Below are 19390 nucleotides of genomic sequence, written 5' to 3'. Positions count from 1 at the left end.
TTGTTCAGACAGGCATTTTGCTGTTTAGAATAGATTGATTCGGTAATTTGTATGCCAACTATCGCCAGCTTTAAATACGGATTTTTCTGCCTTCTTTGGCGCTGAGGTAGGCTTTTTCAATCAGCGTTAATACGGAGATGGCCTGTTCCATTGTTACCGGCGGCGGTGCGCGATGTACGAGCGCATCGTAAAGCTGCCGGTAGAATGCGCCGTAGTCGCCGCGCGTACCGGCGATTCGCCGGCGTATGATGTCGCCGTTGTTGGCTACCGTGTGGAGTAAGCCCCAATGTGTTTCCGGTTCTGAATTCCAGTTGCCGACGGGTTTTGCGCCGGCGGCCAGCAATGCTTCTTGGTTGTCTGCTTCTTGTTGGATGTAAGAGCCGAGTTTACCGTGCAGCGCCATAAACGGTAAGGGTTCGCGCGCATATTTGCTGCCTACCAAGTTGACCCGCTTGCCGTCGGTATAGTAAAGGATGATGGCAAAATAATCGTCGCTCAAAGCATTTTGATGCTGGTGGCGAATGTCGGCATACAGCGCTTCCGGCATGCCGAACAAATCAACTGCCATATCCAGCAGATGCACGCCTAAATCGTATACCAAGCCGACGCCTGCGCCGCCGGTTTCCTTCCATGCTTTCTTATTTAAGCCTGCGGCATAACGCTCGAAGCGGATTTCCGCATCGACAATATCGCCCAACAGATTTTCTGCCAGCAATGTCTTGGCGGTAAGCGGCGCGTGATCCCAGCGGCGGTTTTGGTATACGGTAAGCAGCACGCCTTGTTTTTCCGCCAGTGCGGCCAGATGGCGCGCTTCCTCTGCTGTTGCGCAGACGGGTTTTTCCACCAAGACGTTTTTGCCGGCCAGCAGGGCTTGTTCGGCTAAGGCGTAGTGGGTTTGATTGGGTGTGGTGATGACAATCAAATCAATATCGTCGGCTAATAAGTCGGCAAAATTTTCGCTGACCTGCGCATCGGGAAACGCCGCTCGACCTTTTTCTGCGGAACGGGCGTATACGCGCTGTAACTGAAAGCGGCCGTCGGCTTCCCAAAATGGGGCATGGAAGACTTTTGCAGATAAGCCTGTGCCGGCCAATCCTATTTTGATGATTTGAGGCATATTTTTCTTTTCGTGGGTGTTTGCTTATAAGCCTAACACAAAACCGTTTTCTTTGGCTTATAGGCGTTTTTAGGCGCTTGAGCTATAATTGACGCCGATATTGAATCGGACAATGCTTGTTTGAAAAGGTTTTCAGACAAGCCGTAGAATGTTATCGATGAAGCATTCTATGAGGATAACTTAAGGGAAAGATATGAAAAAATCCAATAGGGGCTATGCCCGCGCCGACCGTGTTAAAGAGCAGATTATGCGGGAAATGGCCGAGCTGGTGCGCACCGGATTGAAAGACCCGCGCGCGGGGTTTATTACGATTAACGAGGTGGAAGTAACCCGCGATTACAGCCATGCCACGGTTTATTACACTGTTTTAGACGACTCAACCCGTGAAATCACAGCCGAAGCGCTGGAGCATGCCAAAGGGTTTTTGCGCAGCGAATTGTCTAAGCGCATCAAACTGTTCCGTATACCAGAGCTGCATTTTTTGTATGACGAATCGGTTGAGCGTGGCATGAGCATTTCGCATCTGATTGACCAAGTGACGGCGGAAAAGCCGGTGGAAGAATAAATTTCGGTTTGTCGCTTAGCGAATATAAACAATGCCTGTCTGAAAGCCATTTCAGACAGGCATGTTTTTTAACCGATTGGGATAAGCTGCTTTACGGCACGGGTCGACTTGATTATGCTGATTGTTTAACTACAACAAGAAAGCTGCTTATGTCTGCCAAAGAAGAAACCCCCTGCACCAAGCGCCCCAATTATTTTTTATGGACTTCTCTGCTGGTCGGCTTGGCATCGGTTACTGCGGTGGTGAATCCGACTCTGTTGACCGACACCATTTCAGGCGCCAGTAAATTTTTCTATCTTAAATTCGACTGGCTGATTATGTGGCTGCCGCTACTGGCGTTTGCCGTAGGCTTGTCGGTGGCATTCTCACCGCGTTTCGGCAATATCCGTTTAGGCGGCAAAGATGCGGTGCCGGAATATTCTTTTCTCTCGTGGATGAATATGCTGTTTACCGCCGGTATCGGCGTGGGCATTGTGTTTTTCGGCCCGATTGAAGCGATGTGGCACTATTTTCAATCGCCTATCGGCCTTGAAGCCAAAAGCCTGTCTGAATCTCAGAAGGTGGAAAACGCCATGAGCCTTGCTTTGCATGTATGGGGCGTTCCGGCTTGGTCGTTGTATATGATAGCGGGTTTGGTGATGGCTTATTTCACTTACCAGCATCACACCGAATGCACGCCCGCCGCGCCGTTGCAATATGCGTTCAAACACAAAAAATGGGCCAAACCGTTGGGCGTGGCGGTTACCGGCATGGCGATTGTTTCGATTGCCATATCGGTGTCTTCATCGATTGCGGTGGCGGCGATGCAGATTTCTTCGGGGCTGAAAATTATTACGGGTATGGCGTTTGACAACATCGGCTGGAAAGCGGCCGTATTAACTGTATTGGCATTGTGTTACACCGCAGGAGCGGTGCTGCCGATTGGGAAAGGCATGAAATTCCTCGGCGACTGGACGATTTACCTTTCTTTGGTGCTATTGGCTTTTATTTTTATCGTCGGCCCGACGCATTATTTCCTGAGCACCATTGCGGTTGCAGTGGGCAATATCATCACGCAAACCGTGCACCATTCGTTTGAGCTTTATATGTTTCACAATCGCGATTGGGTGATTTGGTATCCGATGGCGTATTGGGTATGGTGGGTAACTTGGGCGCCTTTTGTCGGCGTGTTTCTGGCCAAAATTTCCCGTGGCCGTACGCTGCGGCAGTTTGTGCTGGCCTCCGTTATGGTGCCGGCAGGCTTTATCGTGATTTGGTTTTCGGTGTTTTCCGGCTTCAGCCTGCTTGATACGGTCGAAGGTACGGGGCATCTGGCCGAAATCGCCAATAAAGGGGATTATGAGGGTACGTTTTATTATTTGCTCAACATGCTGCCCTTATCCGGGCTGACCAAACCGCTGACCATCGTGATGTTTCTCGGGTTTGTGGTGACCACGGTAACCAGCGCGGCGATTTCGCTGGGCATCATGACCAGCAAAAGCGGGCGCAGCGAAAACAAAACCCATGCTCTGGTTTGGTGCGTGTTGATGGCCTTAATCAGCTATGCAGTAATTTTTTCCGGCAAAATCGAAGGCATCAAAGCGGTTGGTTCGTTTGCGGGCTTCCCTTTTGTTTTCATCATGTATTTATGGTTTGCCGCATTGTGGCGCCAGCTTAACCGCGATGTGCCGCGCGGGAGAAAGGAATAAAACTGTGAAAAAAGAGATTTTTTACTGGAACCAGAGCTTGCACGATAATATTACGGAAACAGCAATGCTGTTGTTGGCCATATTGTTTTTATGTTATGTGGTTAAGCTGGCGTTTTTCGATAAAGACGATTAAACCCTTTCAGACAGGCATAACAGGCCTGCAATCAAATGACTAATAAGGAGAACCTGATGTCCCGTCCACCTCGCTTACCCGTGCCGGATTTGGCCGAAACCTGTCGGCGTTATCTGCAGCAAGTACGCCCCTTGCTGAGTGAAGAAGAATATAAAGAAACCGTGGCCGCCACGCATTATTTTCAAACGCATAAGGGCATCGAATTGCAGGAAGCGCTGCGGGCTTTCGATAAGGAAGCTGAAGACAGCTGGCTGATTGACGGTTGGCTGGCCGGTTATCTGAATATCCGCAAGCCGTTGCCGCTAGCCAGTAATGTTGGGTTTGCCGTGCAAACGCAAGGCAAAGGGTTGGCAGAGTGGGCGGCTGCGCTGGCTTGCGTATGCGCCGATTATTACCATCAGCGGATTACCGCGCCGCAAACGCCTCAGGGTACGCCCGTTTGCATGGCGCAATGGGCCATTTTGCAAGGTGCCGCTCGTATTCCGCAGCAAGATTCCGATGGCTACCGCTTCGCGCCTAAGGGCAGCCGCCATATCGGAATTATGCACAATGGCTTCTACTATCGGATTGCCGCGCTTGACGAGCATTATGAGGCCTATCACCCCGATACGTTCAGGCAGGCATTCGAGCAAATCATGTCTGACACCGCGCAAAATCCTTATCCCATCGCCGTGCCGTGTTATCTCGGCGGCAACGAAACCGCCCGTGTGTATCAAGAACTGCACCGGCAGGAAGACAATGCCCGTTTGATTGAGCATATTGAGCAAGACCTTTTCCACATCAGTTTGAGCCATGAAGATTTAACAGCCGATGAAGACCTTGCCCGCGCTACCTTCCAGCCGCAGCAAAGCGTTTGGTGTTACAAACCGGCCACTTTCTGCTACAACACCGCAACCAACCGTTTCTTTCTGCATTGCGAGCATACTTGGGAAGACGGCAGCGCACTCAAAGGCATCATTACCCGTGCGGCAGAAAATTTGACGGGGCAGGCAGGCCAAAAAATCCGCCCTGCGATTTTGCGCTACGAATGGCAGCTGGATGCTGCACAGCAGAAAAATTGGCCGATCTGGCGGCAAAAATATGCTGAACAAGCCGCCCGCATGCGTGTCGGCAGCATCCGTGTTCCGTTTGCGGGAATGTGCATACCACAAGGCATGAGCCAAGATGCGCTGATGCAGTTTTTGCTGCAATACGCTCAGCTGTCTACCTACGGCAATATCCGTAATACCTACGAGGCGGTTGATGTCAGTCATTTCCAAAGCGGGCGTACCGAATGCGTGCGCCCCGTGTCGGAACAGTCGCTGGTGTTCGTCGGCACTTTGTTACAGGACAAACCGGATCGCTCGGCATTGGAGGCCGCTTTGGCCGAGCACAAAGCCCGCGTCAAAGCAGCCAAACTCGGCCAAGGCCCAAACCGACACTTGCTCGGTTTGCAGCTGATGGCAGCCAGAATCTGCCGCCGCAGCCCGGTTTTTTTCAAGGAGCACGGCTATCAAATTTTTACCACCGATTTCCTCTCCACCTCAACTGTAGGCGACGATTCCGCCATCATTAACTTTGCCTTTGCGCCGACTTCTTGTGGCGGCTTGGGCGTGAACTACACGATGGGCAGTGACGGTTGGCTGTTTACTGTCAGCCATGCAGTTAATCAGCAGCAGGAAGCCGGTGTGTTTCTAGCAGCTTTGAAACAGGGCGGCGAGCAGTTGTTGGCATTTTTGAATAAAGAATGCTGAGAAGAACACTTGTTATGCGGTAAAACAAGGCAGAATGCCCGCCACGTTTCCAGCGGCGGGTATAAAACGATATGAAAATGCCTGTCTGAAAACCAAGCTTTGTGATGCTGGTTTTCAGACAGGCATTGTAGATTTAAGTGTAGGCGTTTATTTGCCGAGTGCCGATAAAACTTGCGCTTTAACCGTTTCCACCGGTTGCGTGCCGTCTACCTTGATGTATTTCGGCGCGTGTTCGCCGGTTAGCTTGCTGTAAAAGCCGATTAATACCTCGGTTTGCTCGTGATATACCGCAAGCCGTTTTTTTACGACCTCTTCCTGGTCGTCGTCACGCTGGATTAAATCTTCGCCGGTAATGTCGTCTTTGCCTTCGGTTTTAGGCGGGTTGTGCTTGAGATGGTAGGTGCGGCCGGAAGGTAGATGCACGCGGCGGCCGCTCATGCGTTCGACAATCACGCCGTCTGGCACGTCGATTTCAACCACGGCATCGAGGTCGACGCCTGCTTCCACCATTGCCTGCGCTTGCGCCAGTGTGCGCGGAAAACCGTCGAATAGGAAGCCGTTGCGGCAATCGTCTTGGGCGATGCGTTCTTTAACCATGCCGATGATGATATCGTCGCGAACCAAGCCGCCTTCGTCGATGATTTTTTTAGCTTCCAAGCCCAAGGGCGTGCCCGCTTTGATGGCGGCGCGCAACATGTCGCCGGTGGAAATTTGAGGGATGCCGAATGCGGCGGTAATGAATTGGGCCTGCGTGCCTTTGCCTGCGCCGGGGGCGCCCAATAAGAGTGCTTTCATTAGGGTTCCTTTTTGAGTAGAGTGTCTATCAGTGCCGTATGCGGCAGACGGTTTTATTTTTCGGTAAAAAGCTGCCGTACGCGATCAAGGTCTTCTTGTGTATCCACGCCGGCTGCCGGCGCCTCCAGGGTAACTTCCACCGCAATCTGATGGCCGTGCCACAATACGCGCAGTTGCTCCAAAGATTCGGTGTGCTCCAATTCGGTTTCGGCCATTTCGGCGTAGCGTTGCAGAAAGCCCGTACGGTAGGCGTAAATGCCGATATGGCGCATCGGTGCTTCTTGCGGCAGTGTGCGCGTGTTTTCAGCCATGCTGTCGCGCGGAAAAGGAATCGGCGCGCGGCTGAAGTAAAGGGCGTTGTGGTTTTTATCCAGCACCACTTTTACCACGTTCGGATTGGTAAATTCGTCGAAACTGTGGATGGGATGCGCAGCGGTGGCCATTTGCGCGTTGTTTTCCACCAAAACTTCCGCCGTTCGGTTGATTAGCTCCGGCGCAATCAGCGGCTCGTCGCCTTGCACGTTGACCACAATCAGATGCTGGGGCAGGTTGAGTTTGGAGGCAGCTTCGGCCAAGCGGGCGGAACCGCTTTGGTGGCCGGGGGCCGTCATTACGGTTTCGATGCCGTGGGCTTGGCAGGCGGCTTCGATGTCGGCATGATCGGTAGCCACGATAATGCGTTGCGCTGCGCTTTTTTTCGCCTGCTCAGCTACGCGTACTACCATGGGCTTGCCGTGAATGTCGGCCAGCGCTTTGTTGGGCAGCCTCGAAGAAGCGAGCCGCGCCGGAATAATGACGATAAATTCGGTCATGCGTGCAACTCTTCTTCGGTTAGTTGGCGGGCCTCGTTTTCCAGCATATAAGGAATGCCGTCTTTAATCGGGTAGGCCAGTTTGCTCTGGCGGCACCATAATTCCTGCAAATCAGCTTTATATTCTAAAGGGGCTTTGGAAACGGGACAAACGAGGATATCAAGGAATTTTTTTTTCATTTAGATTACTTTCTTACTTTCTTACTTTGTTTCTTGCACTCATCTTTACCGCAGACAATTTGGTTGATATCGCGTTTGAGTTTGGGTGCGCTTTGTTCGGCTGATTGTGCTAAATCACGTTTTAAATTTTCGAATAAAGGCGATGAAGTCATGGCTTGCATGTATTTAGGTATTTTTGAGTTAATCGATTGGCCTACTGCAGAGCCGTAAAATTTAATCATGGCGTCTATTTCTTCTTGTGTGTAAATACTCCGCATTGTATCGATCGTGGCCTGTCGGATTTCAGCTATAGTTTTAGGGTTGTCTAAAATCGCGATTTCCTGTTGGACATATTGATGTAATTTGTTTTCGATAGCAATGCGTTTGTTGTTAGGCAGGCGTTGTATGCTTTCTTTGTATTTAGGATCACTTGTTATGAGCTGTATTGCCGAGGTACTTGCAAAATTTTTTAACGATCCTTCCATTAGTTGGTCAAACTGCTGGATTTTCATCAGGCGTTCCACCGATTCGAGGCTAGGCTGAGCGGCCCACACTGACGCGGAAGCTAAAAATAAGGTGGCGATGGTAAGTTGTTTTTTTAACATGTGTTTCTCCTTTGGATTGTTTAAATATCAGACTTAGCAGGCCTTAGGTTTAGATGTTGAATAACCGATTCGGCCAAATCCGGCTTGATTATCGCACAAACGGGCAAAACCCACACATTTTCTAAATGCCTGTCTGAAAGTTTGACGGCGTCTTTTTCGGTTATCACGATAATATCGGCTGCAGGAAAACGAAATGATGATATATCGGCATGGTCGGGTAGGGCGGTTTCGATATTGGGTCGCAAGCCTATGTTGCGTAAGGTGTTGAAAAAGCGTTCGGGTTTGGCTATGCCGGCGACAGCGGCGATTTGCAAGCCTTTAATGGCAGTGAGATTTAATTTTTCCTGCGGGCGGTTGAGACGGTAAATCTGCCCGGCTTGTAGATGGCTGCAAAATAGTTTGGTATTCGGTTGAAAGCCGTTTTCGGGCAATGCTTCGCTTCCGCTGACGATAACGGCATCAACCGAATCTAAACGGGATAAGGGTTCGCGAAGGCTGCCGTTGGGGATTAAATCCAAATTTTTGCGACCTGTATCGACGTAAGGAAATACGGCGATTTCCATGTCTCGTGCCAATGCGTAATGCTGCAGGCCGTCGTCGCAGATAATCAAGTCTAAATCGGGGTGGGCGGCCAGCAAGGCTTTTCCGGCCTTTGAGCGTTGGGCAGCCACGGCGGTGGGTGCGCCGGTTTGTCGATAAAGCAGGAGCGGTTCGTCGCCGGCTTCGCTAGCGGTGCTGTGTTGATTCAGCACGTGAACGGCGCTGCTTTTCCTGCCGTAGCCGCGGCTGATAATGCCTGCCTGAAAACCGCGCTGTTGTAATGCGTTAACCAATGCGGCCACTATGGGCGTTTTCCCTGTGCCGCCCGCATGGATGTTGCCCACCACAACAACTGGAACAGGCAGCTTTTCAACCGTTGCTTTGCCGGATAGATAGCGCTGCCGCCGCTGTGCCGATAGGGCGGCAAACAGACGTGAAAAAGGCCATAGCAAAATACTGAGCAAAGGATTGGGCTGCTGCCAGTGGCGCTCGATGATTCGGTGGAGTTGAGCCATAGTGATTAAACCGAGGAAGATAAGGGCGGATTTTAAACGTTAATCCTAGTAGGAACAATCAAGCGATATATTGAATGGTGGTTTCGATTTAAGGATGCTTGTCTGAAAAGCGAATCCGAGGGTTCGGTGGCGGATTGTGCTAAAATTTCCCATTATTATTTACCGATTCGACTGACCCGTTGGTTAGGTTCGGGCAGCGGAGTTTGAGAACCATTATGTTGGCTATCCTTACCATTACCGCTCCGGTTTTTATCATTATGGCGCTGGGCTATTTTTGCGTGCGTTTTAATGTGCTGACGCAAGAGCAGCTTGGCGGAATGGGGCTGTTTGTGATGCGTATCGGGCTGCCGATGTTGGTTTTCCATGCGATTGCCACCAGCCCGCTGGCTGAAGTGATGAATATGGTGTATTTGAAAGGCTATGCGCTCGCATCTTTACTGGCCTTTTTTGCAGGCTGCGTTGTGGCGCGTTGGCGAGGTCAGGAAAAAATCCATGCGGTGCTTAATGGGCTGGGCTCGAGCATGTCGAACTCCGGTTTCATGGGCTATCCATTGCTTCTGATGGCCATCGGTGCGCCGGCAGGTGTGTTTTTCACAATGAACGTATTGATTGAAAACATTTTGCTGCTGCCTTTGATGTTTGTGTTAATCGACCTTGCCCGCGGCGGATCGGCCAATATCTGGGCCACTTTGCGGCGCATTTTATTCGGTTTGTTGAAAAACCCGATTATCCTCGGTTTGTTGATTGCGCTGGTATTTTCGGTGTTCGGCCTGCCTTTGCCGGGCGTAGCTGAGAAAGTGAGCGGCATGCTGGCAACCGCTTCTTCGCCTCTGGCTTTGTTTGTGATCGGCGGCGGTTTGTATGGTTTGAAGATAAAAGGCGGTTGGGCGGATGCGCTGGTGCTGGTGTTGGGTAAATTGTTGCTGTTTCCTTTGTTGGTGGCGGTTTGTCTTTGGCTTTTTGGCGCGGATAGGCAGGTATTGTTTTCCGGTATTTTGTTGGCAAGTGTGCCGATGGCGAGCATGTATCCGCTGTTTGGCCGGGAATTCGGCTATGAGCGGCAAACCTCGGCCGCAATGCTGGCCACCATTATCGTATCGTTTTTCTCTCTATCGCTGGTTTTGTTTTTCTGGGGCTTGAATTGATAAAAAGCCTGTCTGAATGGTTTTCAGACAGGCTTTTTATTTTTATAAATCATTTCAGTCTTGCTGGTTTTCTAATTGCTGGCGGTTGAAATGTTCCAAACTTTCCAATCCGCGCAGAAAGCGGGAAAGTTCGCTCAATGCGCTTTGGTATACGTCTCGCTTGAAATCAATCACTTCATCAATCGGTGCCCAGTAGTGGTGCCAGCGCCAGCCGTCGAATTCCGGGTGACTGGTGGCTCGCAAGTGCACGTCGCTTTCTCTGCCGACCAATTGGAGCAGGTACCAAATCTGTTTTTGCCCGCGGTAGGAGCCGCGCCATTCGCGGCGAACCCAGTGGCTCGGTACGTCGTAGCGCAACCAATCGCGCGTGCGGCCCAAAATTTTCACATGATGCGGCAACAGGCCGACTTCTTCCAGCAGCTCGCGATACATCGCAGTTTCAGGGCTTTCGCCCGGTTTGATGCCGCCTTGGGGAAACTGCCACGAATGCTCGCGCACCCGTTTTCCCCAGAACACTTGGTTGTGCTCGTTGATTAAAACGATGCCGACGTTGGGGCGATATCCTTCTCTGTCCAGCATTATTGTCGCCCTTTTCTGTAGGTAAATTAACTGCACGATTTTCCCATATATAGGCCTGTCTGAAAAGCCTGCCTGCTTTCATCGGTGAGACGGAAAAGGCATCATGCAAAACGGGATTTGTCATTTTGGTTGCAGAATGCGGAAAATTGTTAAAAAATGTTGCTCTTTACGTTGTAATTGCTTGCATTGACAGGCATTTTGCCGTTTAATTGCGCCAATCGCGGTTTTGCCGCAGCCTCAAGATGCTGACTTTAATAATCAGTTGATTTTTTGCATGCCCTTAAACGCTTTTACACGCTCCTGTGCGATGTGCTGTCGGGGATATTTTGTTGATTTCATAAGGACAAACTAATGAAAAAAACCCTGTTGGTTTCTGCTTTGGCCGGTGTGTTGCTCGCTGCCTGCGGCGGTTCGCAGGATGGTCGAAACCAGTCGGAGAACGGCGGGAAAGCGATAGCGGCGCCTGCAACGAGCAAACTGAATATTTATAACTGGTCGGATTATGTCGACCCGGAAACCGTGGCGGAGTTTGAAAAGGATAACGGCGTCAAGGTTCGCTATGATGTTTATGACAGTAACGAAACTTTGGAAGCCAAAGTTTTAACCGGAAAATCGGGCTATGATTTGGTTGCGCCTTCCATTGCCAATGTCGGCCGCCAGATTAAAGCCGGTGCTTATCAGCCGATTGATAAGAGCCTGATTTCCAATTACAACAATATCGAACCGGATTTGTTAACTTTGATGGCCAAGGTCGATCCGGGCAATAAATATGCGGTGCCTTATTTCTGGGGCATCAATACTTTGGCAATTAATAAAGACAAAGTTGCCAAAGCCTTGGGTTCTGACAAACTGCCGGATAATGAATGGGATTTGGTATTTAATCCCGAATACACGTCCAAACTGAAATCTTGCGGCATCAGCTTTCTTGACAGCCCGACCGAGCAATACCCGCTGGCGTTGAATTATTTGGGTAAAGACCCGAACAGCGAAAAAGAAGAAGACTTGCAAGCGGCCACTGAAATGATGGGTAAAGTGCGCGATGACATCAAACGTTTCAGTTCTTCCGGCTATATCAATGATATGGCGGGCGGTGATTTGTGCGTGGCCATCGGATACGGCGGCGATTTGAATATTGCGAAAAACCGAGCCAAAGAAGCCGGTAACGGCGTAAATCTGGAAGTCTTGACGCCGAAAACCGGCGTCGGCATTTGGATTGATTCGTTTATGATTCCGAAAGGTGCGGAAAATGTAGCCAACGCTCATAAATACATCAATTACACGCTGAATCCTAAAGTGGCAGCGAAAAACGGCGATTTCGTTACCTACGCTCCTGCCAGTAAACCCGCGCGGGAATTGATGGACAAAACCTATGCTTCCGACCAGTCGATTTTCCCGAGTGAGGAAGTCAAAGCGAAAAGTTTTGTCGTGCTGCCCAAACCGGCGTCGGTTGTTAAATTGCAAACCCGTTTGTGGCAACAGCTTAAAGCCGGCAAATAAATTTTCCGTTATGTTTTCAGACAGGCAATGCCTGTCTGAAAACATTTTTAGCAAACGACAATCTATTTCAAACCAACTTTAAAAAGTAGATTCATGAATATTCTGATTTGTAATGATGACGGTTATCTGGCACAAGGCATTGCCGTGCTGGCACGCGTTGCGGCGGAGTTTGCCAACGTGCGGGTTGTCGCACCGGAGCGAAACCGCAGCGGCGTCAGCAATTCGCTCACGCTCGACCGGCCGTTGAGCATCAGGGAAGCCGAAAACGGTTTTTATTTTGTCAGCGGCACGCCAACCGATTGCATCCACTTAGGCCTGCACGCTCTGCCTGATTTTCAACCCGATTTGGTTTTATCCGGTATTAATCACGGCGCCAATATGGGAGATGACACGCTTTATTCCGGCACGGTAGCTGCCGCCACTGAAGCCTATCTGCTGGGCATTCCCGCCGTTGCTTTTTCGCTTAACGACGGAACCGACCGTTATTGGGAAACCGCCGAAAAAGCAGCCTGGATGATGATAGATCGGTTGACCGCCAACCCGCCGAAAAAGCCGGTATTATGGAATGTCAACATTCCTGCCGTGGCCGCAGAAGATATTCAAGGCATCAAAACGGTGCGGTTGGGGCGGCGCCATCATGCGCAGAGCATTGTTCCGGCAAGAAATCCGAGAGGCGAACCGATTTACTGGATTGGCCCGGTAGGTGGTGTTTCCGATAGAGAAGACGGGACGGATTTTGCCGAATGCGAGGCAGGTTTCATTACCGTGACGCCGTTGCAAATTGATTTAACCGGATTTTCGCAAATGGAAGAAGTAGCCGGATTTTGGCAAAGCACAGGCAGGTCTTAATTTAGCAAGCAAAGGCTGAACAAAATAAAATCTTGCAAAATTCACTGTTATGACGTTCGGAAGGCCGTAAAAAACTTGAGGGTAGCGCGCAATTTGATTATGATATGCGCCAAATTCCACCAAATCAAACAAAGAAGGTAAGCAAAGATGTTAAAGAAAACCGTTATCCGTACCGGCTCGGTTGCCATCGCTCTGATGCTGGGTGCATGTTCATGGACACAACCCGCAGCGCCTGTCGTGCAAGGCAATTCTTCTGGTGCGGCAGGTAGTTACGGTAATGAAGCCGGCAGCAGCGGAGCCTCATCATCTAATCCTTATGGCGCAACTCCTTATGAACCGAGTGCCGGCAGTGCCAGCGTAACGCCCGGCAGTGCGCCTTACACGCCGCCGCCCGCGTCTCCGGCGCCGACCACTTCCAGCGGCGGCAGCTACACACCTTCTTATGCGCCGGTTGACATCAATGCGGCAACGCATACCGTTGTGCGCGGCGATACCGTATATAACATCTCCAAACGCTACAACATCACGCAAGACAACCTGCGTGCATGGAATAATCTTGCAGACAATAATATTAGCGTCGGCCAGACTTTGCGCGTGAAACCGGCCGGTTATACCGCTCCTGCGGGTGGCAGCGCCCGCGCATCTGCCGCGCCGCAGCCGGCTCCTTCCGCAGCTCCCGCTCCTAAAGCGTCTTCTCCGGCCAGCGGCCCGGCTCATACGCCCACAGTGGCTACCGGCGGTGTGCGTAGCGTGGAAGGTATTACTTGGCAGCGTCCGACTGCGGGTAACGTGATTACAAACTTTACTTCATCCAACAAAGGCGTTGATATTGCCGGTACCGCAGGCCAGCCGGTAGTGGCAGCGGCCGACGGTAAAGTGGTATACGCGGGTTCGGGTCTGCGCGGTTACGGCAATCTGGTCATTATTCAGCATACTTCAACCTTCCTGACTGCGTACGGCCATAACCAAAGCCTGTCTGTAAAAGAAGGCCAAACCGTGAAACGCGGCCAGACGATTGCTAAAATGGGTAACAGTGATGCCGATCGTACCAAGCTGCATTTCGAAGTGCGTAAAGACGGCAAGCCTGCCAATCCAGCCAACTACGTTGCATTTTAAATTTTCTTCTTAACATAAACGCCTGCCTGAAGTTTGATTGGGCAGGCGTTTTGTTTAATTTAATTTGGTAGTAGTAACAAATATTTGAGCAATAATCGATATTTACTTGGTTTTATTGATTTTTTGCTACTTGTTTTCAGGCAGAATGGCTCTTTGGGGCTACTATTTTCCAAATTTTTTGGCCAATATTTTGATTCATTTGGCACTATTGCTCAGGCAAAAATAGGAATTTCAGCGAGAGATAGTTGGAAGTTTTCTTAACTTTATTTTTATTATTGAAAACCTTGTTTTTGGTCTTAGTTTTCCATTTCAATGGCATACCAATGACTGGGTGCTCCTCTTGATAGGTTTTATTATCTATATTATCTCTTAGGTTTTAGATCTTTTTGCTCTTAGTTAGGAAGCTCTGCAAATTAACTCGCTTACCCAAAAGCGCCGTCGGCAAGAAAAAGTCGAAAGAGTTTAGAAAATGAATATTTTAGTTGTGGGTTTGGGAACGATTGGCAGCATTTATGGTTATGTTTTTCAAAAGTCAGGTCATGAGGTGGTGCATTATCTTCGAAAAGGCAGCCCAAAGGCATCTATCAGAGAGCTCCAAGTAGATTTGCTAGACGGCCGAACTGAAAAAGAAGGGGGTCAACACAGTGATTCTTATCATGTGAAACATGGCTCAGCAAAGTATTATGATTTTATCTTTGTCAGCGTTCCATCGGGTGGGATTGCTTCTGTGCTTGATAGTCTGGAAGCGGATGGTATTTCAGGAACGCTGCTCTTTGCCTGTGGCATTTGGGAAGACCATTCTTATGTTGAAAAGCTGGTAAAAGGACGCCCTTATATCTTAGGCTACCCCGTTGCTGGCGGTAATATCGTGGGCAATAAACTGTCATGTTGTCTCTTTGACCACTTTATATTGGAAAGAGAAGAAAAAGCAGCAATTTCTAACTATCAGGAGTTGGCGCGGCTTTTTGCGGATTGCCAAATTAAATTGGAGCAGCCTTACGACATGTTGGAATGGATCTGGCTACATATGGCCATTAATGCTGGAGTCATTTCAGTTATGGGCAAGTTTGGAGATGTTAGAGATACGACTGCAGCGGCAGAGATGCTCATGGATTCTGTGCATTATTTAAAGGAAGCTGTCAAAGCCATTCGTGAAACTTCTCAAATCGTAGCTAGTCCAGGAGTCAATCTCAAAAACTATAAGAATGAGCTTTTACCCTATAAATTACCGACTTTCATTTCTGCGCCTCTTATGAAACGCATGTTTGCTAAAAAGGTGTTGACCCGTAAAATTATGACCCTGCATGGGAACACCCAAGACTTGTTATTTGTTTGTAAATGCCTTTATGATAGTGGCAAGGAAAATCAAGTAAGAGCACCTAACTTTTATGAAAATTATGAAAAGACTTTTGAAAGAATCACCTTGTTTTCAAAATAGAAATGAGAAACAAGAAGAGGGGATTTTTGTAATAAATCATTGTCGGAAGTATCAGAAGAAGTAACGGCCGAGGAAGTTTAAAAAGAGTTTTTTGTTTTGTTACTTAATTATTAGGAATAAAGTAGCTAAGCTAGTTATAAGGAAGCGAGATGACAAACATCAGTAAAGAGCAGGTATTGGAGGCCTTTCAATTTCGGGCGGCTACCCGCGCTTATGATCCTACGAAGAAAATCAGTGCGGAAGATTTCAACTATATTCTCGAATTGGCGCGCTTGTCGCCAAGCTCGGTCGGCTCGGAGCCGTGGAAATTTCTGGTGGTGCAGCAGCCCGAGTTACGGCAAGCCCTGAAACCGGTAAGCTGGGGCATGGCAACTCAAGTAGATGATGCGAGCCATCTGGTGGTGATTTTAGCGAAGAAAAATGCACGCTATGATTCTGCTTTTTTACGTGAGGCGCTAGAAAAACGCGGATTGAGCGAAGAGCAGATGAAGAAAGCTATTGCGGTTTACCAAAAATTCCAAACGGACGACATTAAAATTGTTGATGACGAACGTGCCATGTTCGATTGGGCTTGTAAGCAAACCTATATCGCGTTGGCCAATATGATGACCGGCGCTGCGCTTATCGGCATTGATTCATGCCCGATAGAAGGTTTTCAATATGATGAAGTGAACCGCATCTTGGCAGAAGCGGGTGTGTTCGATCCTGCGGAATGGGGCGTGTCGGTTATGGTTACTTTCGGTTATCGGGCCAAAGAAATCCGTCCGAAATCGCGTCGGCCTTTAGATGAAATTGTAGCGTGGATTGAGTAAAACAAACTTGCTCACTAAAATACCTGTCTGAAAAATATATTCAGACAGGCATTTTAGTTAACGCTGAATCGGGTTCAAGGATAACCAATGTAATAGGTTTTTCCTTTCAGATGATTTTTATTCTGTTATTAATGCTTGTCTGAAAATATTAATGCTTGTCTGAAAAATTATTGCTGCCAGCTTCTGGAATGGGCTGATATTCCCGAGCATTGATTGTGCCGGTGGGTGGCGGCGAAGTGTTTTCGCTTTCCTTTTTATCCTTTTTCTCTTTATCCGGAATCGCCGCGTTGATTACCGCACCAGTGCCTTTAACAGCGATCTTGCCGGCGGTTACCACCGTAGTGGCCGCTAAATCAACCGCACTGGCAACCAAGCAGCCTTGTAGGCTGAGGCAACAAGCAAGCAGAATGCCGATGCGTAATCTTTTATTCATTTGAAATTCCTGCAAAGCGATTCTAAAATCAGATAGGGCATTATAGCCGCAAAAGCATAATGCCTGTCTGAAAGCTTTTTTCAGACAGGCATTTGCTATAATCTTATCTTTCCCGAACCTCAAATCAGGCATGCGCCATGCAAGTGATTCAATATCCCGATTCTCCGTTCAAATTGCACCAGCCTTTCCCGCCTGCCGGCGACCAGCCCACTGCCATTGCCGGGTTGTTGGAAGGCTTGGCAGACGGCTTGTCTTATCAAACTCTGCTCGGCGTAACCGGCTCAGGCAAAACCTACACCATGGCCAACGTTATCGCTCAAAGCGGCCGGCCGGCCATCATCATGGCACACAACAAAACTTTGGCTGCCCAGCTTTATGCCGAAATGCGCGAATTTTTCCCTGAAAATGCGGTGGAGTATTTCGTATCGTATTACGACTATTACCAACCGGAAGCCTACGTGCCCAGCCGCGATTTGTTTATCGAAAAAGATTCGGCGATTAACGAGCATATCGAGCAAATGCGTCTTTCCGCCACCAAAAACCTGATGACGCGTAACGACGTGATTATCGTTGCCACCGTTTCCGCCATCTACGGTATCGGCGACCCGACCGAATACCAGCAAATGGTACTTTCCGTACGCGAAGGCGAAACATTGGCTCAGCGGGAGATTATTTCCACATTGGTTTCCATGCAATACGACCGTGGCGAAATGGACTTCAAACGCGGCAGCTTTCGCGTGCGCGGCGACGTGATTGACGTTTATCCTGCTGAGAGCTCGGATAATGCCCTGCGCATCAGCCTGTTCGACGACGAAATCGACCGTCTCGACATATTCGACCCGCTTACCGGCAGCATGATACAGCGCGTCGGCCGTTATACCGTGTTTCCTTCCAGCCATTATGTTACCCCGCGCGATACCGTATTGCGAGCCTGCGAAAGCATCAAAGCCGAGCTGCGTGAGCGCATTGATTTCTTTACCCGAGAAAATCGGCCGGTCGAGCAGCAGCGCATCGAGCAACGCACCCGATTCGATCTTGAGATGCTTTATGAAATGGGCTTCTGCAAAGGCATCGAAAACTATTCACGCCATTTCTCAGGCAAAAAAGAAGGCGATCCGCCGCCCACGCTGATGGATTATCTGCCCGACAACGCCATTATGTTTATCGACGAAAGCCACGTTACCGTTACCCAAATCGGCGGCATGTACAAAGGCGATGCCTCGCGCAAACAAAATCTGGTCGATTACGGTTTCAGATTGCCTTCCGCCCGCGACAACCGTCCGCTTAAATTTCCCGAGTTTGAAAAAATCATGCCGCAAACCATCTTCGTTTCAGCCACGCCGGCCAAATACGAAGAAGAACATGCGGGGCAGGTGGTGGAGCAAGTGGTGCGCCCGACCGGCTTGGTCGACCCGCAAATCATTATCCGCCCCGTTGCCACTCAAGTGGACGACTTAATGAGCGAAATCAACGAACGCATTCAAAAAAACGAACGTGTGCTGGTAACCACCTTAACCAAACGCATGGCCGAGCAGCTAACCGACTATTACAGCGAACTCGGCATCAAAGTGCGCTATCTGCACAGCGACATCGACACTGTAGAGCGCGTCGAAATCATCCGCGATTTGCGCTTAGGTTTGTTTGACGTGCTGGTCGGCATCAATCTCTTGCGCGAAGGCCTGGATATTCCCGAAGTTTCACTCGTCGCTATTTTGGATGCTGACAAAGAAGGCTTTCTGCGTTCGCACCGCAGCCTGATCCAAACCATAGGCCGCGCTGCCCGTAATGTAAATGGCATCGCCATTCTGTATGCTGATAAAATTACCGACAGCATGAAAGCCGCCATCGAAGAAACCGAACGCCGCCGCGAAAAACAAACCCGTTTCAATCAAGAACATGGCATTATCCCTCAGCAAATCAAAAAACAAGTGAAAGACATCATTGATGGTGTCTACCATGAAGATGAGGCTTCAGGCAGCAAAGGCCGTCTGAAAGGTAAGGGGAAAGGCGTTAAAGTCGGCGAAATTCACAATGAAGAAGATGCTCTAAAAGAAATCGCCAAACTGGAAAAAGCCATGCAGCAGGCGGCACGAGATTTACAGTTTGAAGAAGCAGCTGTTTTGCGCGATAAGATTCGCGGGATTAAGGAAGGATTGTTGTTTGGGGCGGAATGAGTTTCTGTTTCTTGTTTATTGAAATTAAATATATAGTTACTATTAATAATATTTATTATTATTAAAATATATCAACTATTTTAGTATTCTGAAAATAGTGGCACATTGCATTTTTTATAATTTTATTAAAAGGAAAATCTAAATGGATGAAAAAGAAAAATTTCAATTTAATCTTATGAAAGATATTATTCTTTCTATGACTTATAATGATTCTGTACAGTTAGATAGGTTTATCTTGGAATACGATTTTAATGAAGAGCAGCAAAATTTACTATTAAATATTTTAGATGAATTTGCTAATAAAGAAAACTTTACATACAGTAAATTTGAAAGATGCTTACGTGAAATTTTTGGTTGGAGTTATCAAATAGTGTTAAATCTTTAATAAATACTTTATATGATGAGAATCGTTACCTTGAAGTAATAAAGCAGTATTTGACCTCCTTGAATAAGGACATGCCTGGCCCTTCTATTGAATATCACAAAATTGCGCATGAGATGAGGATTATATAAAAAGTGCTAGGTTTGTGATTTGAATTTTATTCGTAAAGAATAGTTTGCTAAAAAAGCCTGCCTGAAAATCTTAAAGGTACTATTAAATTTACTTTTTATTGAGTTTTTGTCTTTTTTAAAGGGGCTGTCCTAGATAACTAGGACAAATCATGCTTTACTAATTGTTTTAAAAT

The 19390-nt window shown here is 48.6% G+C and carries 20 protein-coding genes; 12 read left to right on the top strand and 8 right to left on the bottom strand.

Features of this window, described 5'->3' with window-relative positions; translation table 11 throughout:
• Positions 1–70 precede the first annotated feature (70 nt).
• On the bottom strand, positions 71–1117 hold the full coding sequence (locus tag Q4A84_RS05310) for a Gfo/Idh/MocA family oxidoreductase (RefSeq protein ID WP_303087893.1): 1047 nt from the start codon (positions 1115–1117) through the stop codon (positions 71–73).
• A 193-nt stretch (positions 1118–1310) separates the two neighbouring features.
• Here Q4A84_RS05310 and rbfA point away from each other — a divergent pair, with 193 nt between their 5' ends.
• The 4 genes from rbfA to Q4A84_RS05290 all read left to right on the top strand — a co-directional run bounded on the left by rbfA (position 1311) and on the right by Q4A84_RS05290 (position 5236).
• Positions 1311–1682 (top strand): 30S ribosome-binding factor RbfA, encoded by a 372-nt coding sequence (rbfA, locus tag Q4A84_RS05305; RefSeq protein ID WP_303087892.1) that lies wholly within the window; start codon positions 1311–1313, stop codon positions 1680–1682.
• A 149-nt stretch (positions 1683–1831) separates the two neighbouring features.
• The gene (locus Q4A84_RS05300) at positions 1832–3370 is read left to right on the top strand and encodes a BCCT family transporter (RefSeq protein WP_303087891.1); all 1539 of its coding nucleotides are present in this window, start codon (positions 1832–1834) and stop codon (positions 3368–3370) included.
• 4 nt (positions 3371–3374) lie between these two features.
• The gene (locus Q4A84_RS05295) at positions 3375–3503 is read left to right on the top strand and encodes a hypothetical protein (RefSeq protein WP_303087890.1); all 129 of its coding nucleotides are present in this window, start codon (positions 3375–3377) and stop codon (positions 3501–3503) included.
• A gap of 56 nt (positions 3504–3559) precedes the next feature.
• Entirely contained in the window at positions 3560–5236 is a 1677-nt protein-coding gene (locus Q4A84_RS05290) for a choline/carnitine O-acyltransferase (protein ID WP_303087889.1), read from the top strand.
• 147 nt (positions 5237–5383) lie between these two features.
• Here the strand turns inward: Q4A84_RS05290 and adk are convergent, their stop codons facing one another.
• From adk to lpxK, 5 genes are read right to left on the bottom strand one after another with little or no spacing between them, the layout of a single operon-like run.
• Positions 5384–6031 (bottom strand): adenylate kinase, encoded by a 648-nt coding sequence (gene adk / locus Q4A84_RS05285; protein WP_303087888.1) that lies wholly within the window; start codon positions 6029–6031, stop codon positions 5384–5386.
• 53 nt (positions 6032–6084) lie between these two features.
• Complete coding sequence (gene kdsB / locus Q4A84_RS05280) at positions 6085–6843, bottom strand: 3-deoxy-manno-octulosonate cytidylyltransferase (RefSeq protein WP_303087887.1); 759 nt, start codon at positions 6841–6843, stop codon at positions 6085–6087.
• Positions 6840–7022, bottom strand: coding sequence for a Trm112 family protein (locus Q4A84_RS05275; RefSeq protein ID WP_303087886.1), 183 nt, complete (start codon positions 7020–7022; stop codon positions 6840–6842). The genes kdsB and Q4A84_RS05275 overlap by 4 nt, the downstream gene beginning before the upstream one ends.
• A 5-nt stretch (positions 7023–7027) precedes the next feature.
• Positions 7028–7606, bottom strand: a complete 579-nt coding sequence (locus Q4A84_RS05270; protein ID WP_303087885.1) for a DUF2059 domain-containing protein — start codon at positions 7604–7606, stop codon at positions 7028–7030.
• A 20-nt stretch (positions 7607–7626) separates the two neighbouring features.
• Positions 7627–8661 carry a tetraacyldisaccharide 4'-kinase gene (gene lpxK, locus Q4A84_RS05265; protein ID WP_303087884.1) on the bottom strand — a complete coding sequence of 345 codons (1035 nt, stop codon included), beginning with the start codon at positions 8659–8661 and terminating at the stop codon, positions 7627–7629.
• A 203-nt stretch (positions 8662–8864) separates the two neighbouring features.
• Between lpxK and Q4A84_RS05260 the strand changes: the two genes are divergently transcribed.
• Complete coding sequence (locus Q4A84_RS05260; RefSeq protein WP_303087883.1) at positions 8865–9806, top strand: AEC family transporter; 942 nt, start codon at positions 8865–8867, stop codon at positions 9804–9806.
• 54 nt (positions 9807–9860) lie between these two features.
• Here the strand turns inward: Q4A84_RS05260 and Q4A84_RS05255 are convergent, their stop codons facing one another.
• Positions 9861–10385: an RNA pyrophosphohydrolase gene (locus tag Q4A84_RS05255; RefSeq protein WP_303087882.1), complete on the bottom strand. Its 525-nt coding sequence runs from the start codon at positions 10383–10385 to the stop codon at positions 9861–9863.
• Positions 10386–10736: 351 nt separating this feature from the next.
• Between Q4A84_RS05255 and Q4A84_RS05250 the strand changes: the two genes are divergently transcribed.
• The 5 genes from Q4A84_RS05250 to Q4A84_RS05230 all read left to right on the top strand — a co-directional run bounded on the left by Q4A84_RS05250 (position 10737) and on the right by Q4A84_RS05230 (position 16097).
• Positions 10737–11882, top strand: coding sequence for a polyamine ABC transporter substrate-binding protein (locus Q4A84_RS05250; RefSeq protein WP_303087881.1), 1146 nt, complete (start codon positions 10737–10739; stop codon positions 11880–11882).
• Positions 11883–11975: 93 nt separating this feature from the next.
• A complete protein-coding gene (gene surE / locus Q4A84_RS05245; protein WP_303087880.1) occupies positions 11976–12731 on the top strand; it encodes a 5'/3'-nucleotidase SurE in 756 nt (251 codons plus the stop codon).
• 147 nt (positions 12732–12878) lie between these two features.
• On the top strand, positions 12879–13847 hold the full coding sequence (locus Q4A84_RS05240; protein ID WP_303087879.1) for a peptidoglycan DD-metalloendopeptidase family protein: 969 nt from the start codon (positions 12879–12881) through the stop codon (positions 13845–13847).
• A 469-nt stretch (positions 13848–14316) separates the two neighbouring features.
• Complete coding sequence (locus tag Q4A84_RS05235) at positions 14317–15285, top strand: ketopantoate reductase family protein (protein WP_303087878.1); 969 nt, start codon at positions 14317–14319, stop codon at positions 15283–15285.
• A 149-nt stretch (positions 15286–15434) separates the two neighbouring features.
• Positions 15435–16097: an NAD(P)H-dependent oxidoreductase gene (locus tag Q4A84_RS05230; RefSeq protein WP_303087877.1), complete on the top strand. Its 663-nt coding sequence runs from the start codon at positions 15435–15437 to the stop codon at positions 16095–16097.
• Between the two features lie 148 nt (positions 16098–16245).
• Here Q4A84_RS05230 and Q4A84_RS05225 read toward each other — a convergent pair whose 3' ends face one another.
• Positions 16246–16530, bottom strand: a complete 285-nt coding sequence (locus tag Q4A84_RS05225; RefSeq protein WP_303087876.1) for an NF038104 family lipoprotein — start codon at positions 16528–16530, stop codon at positions 16246–16248.
• Between the two features lie 137 nt (positions 16531–16667).
• Here Q4A84_RS05225 and uvrB point away from each other — a divergent pair, with 137 nt between their 5' ends.
• Positions 16668–18704 (top strand): excinuclease ABC subunit UvrB, encoded by a 2037-nt coding sequence (gene uvrB, locus Q4A84_RS05220; RefSeq protein WP_303087875.1) that lies wholly within the window; start codon positions 16668–16670, stop codon positions 18702–18704.
• A 142-nt stretch (positions 18705–18846) separates the two neighbouring features.
• Positions 18847–19089, top strand: a complete 243-nt coding sequence (locus tag Q4A84_RS05215; RefSeq protein WP_303087874.1) for a hypothetical protein — start codon at positions 18847–18849, stop codon at positions 19087–19089.
• The last annotated feature ends 301 nt before the right edge of the window (positions 19090–19390 follow it).

It is taken from the genome of Neisseria sp. (genome assembly GCF_030527965.1).
Classification (GTDB): domain Bacteria; phylum Pseudomonadota; class Gammaproteobacteria; order Burkholderiales; family Neisseriaceae; genus Neisseria.
The sequence above is the reverse complement of the archived record's forward strand: the minus strand, read 5'-3'. Positions and strand labels throughout refer to the sequence as shown.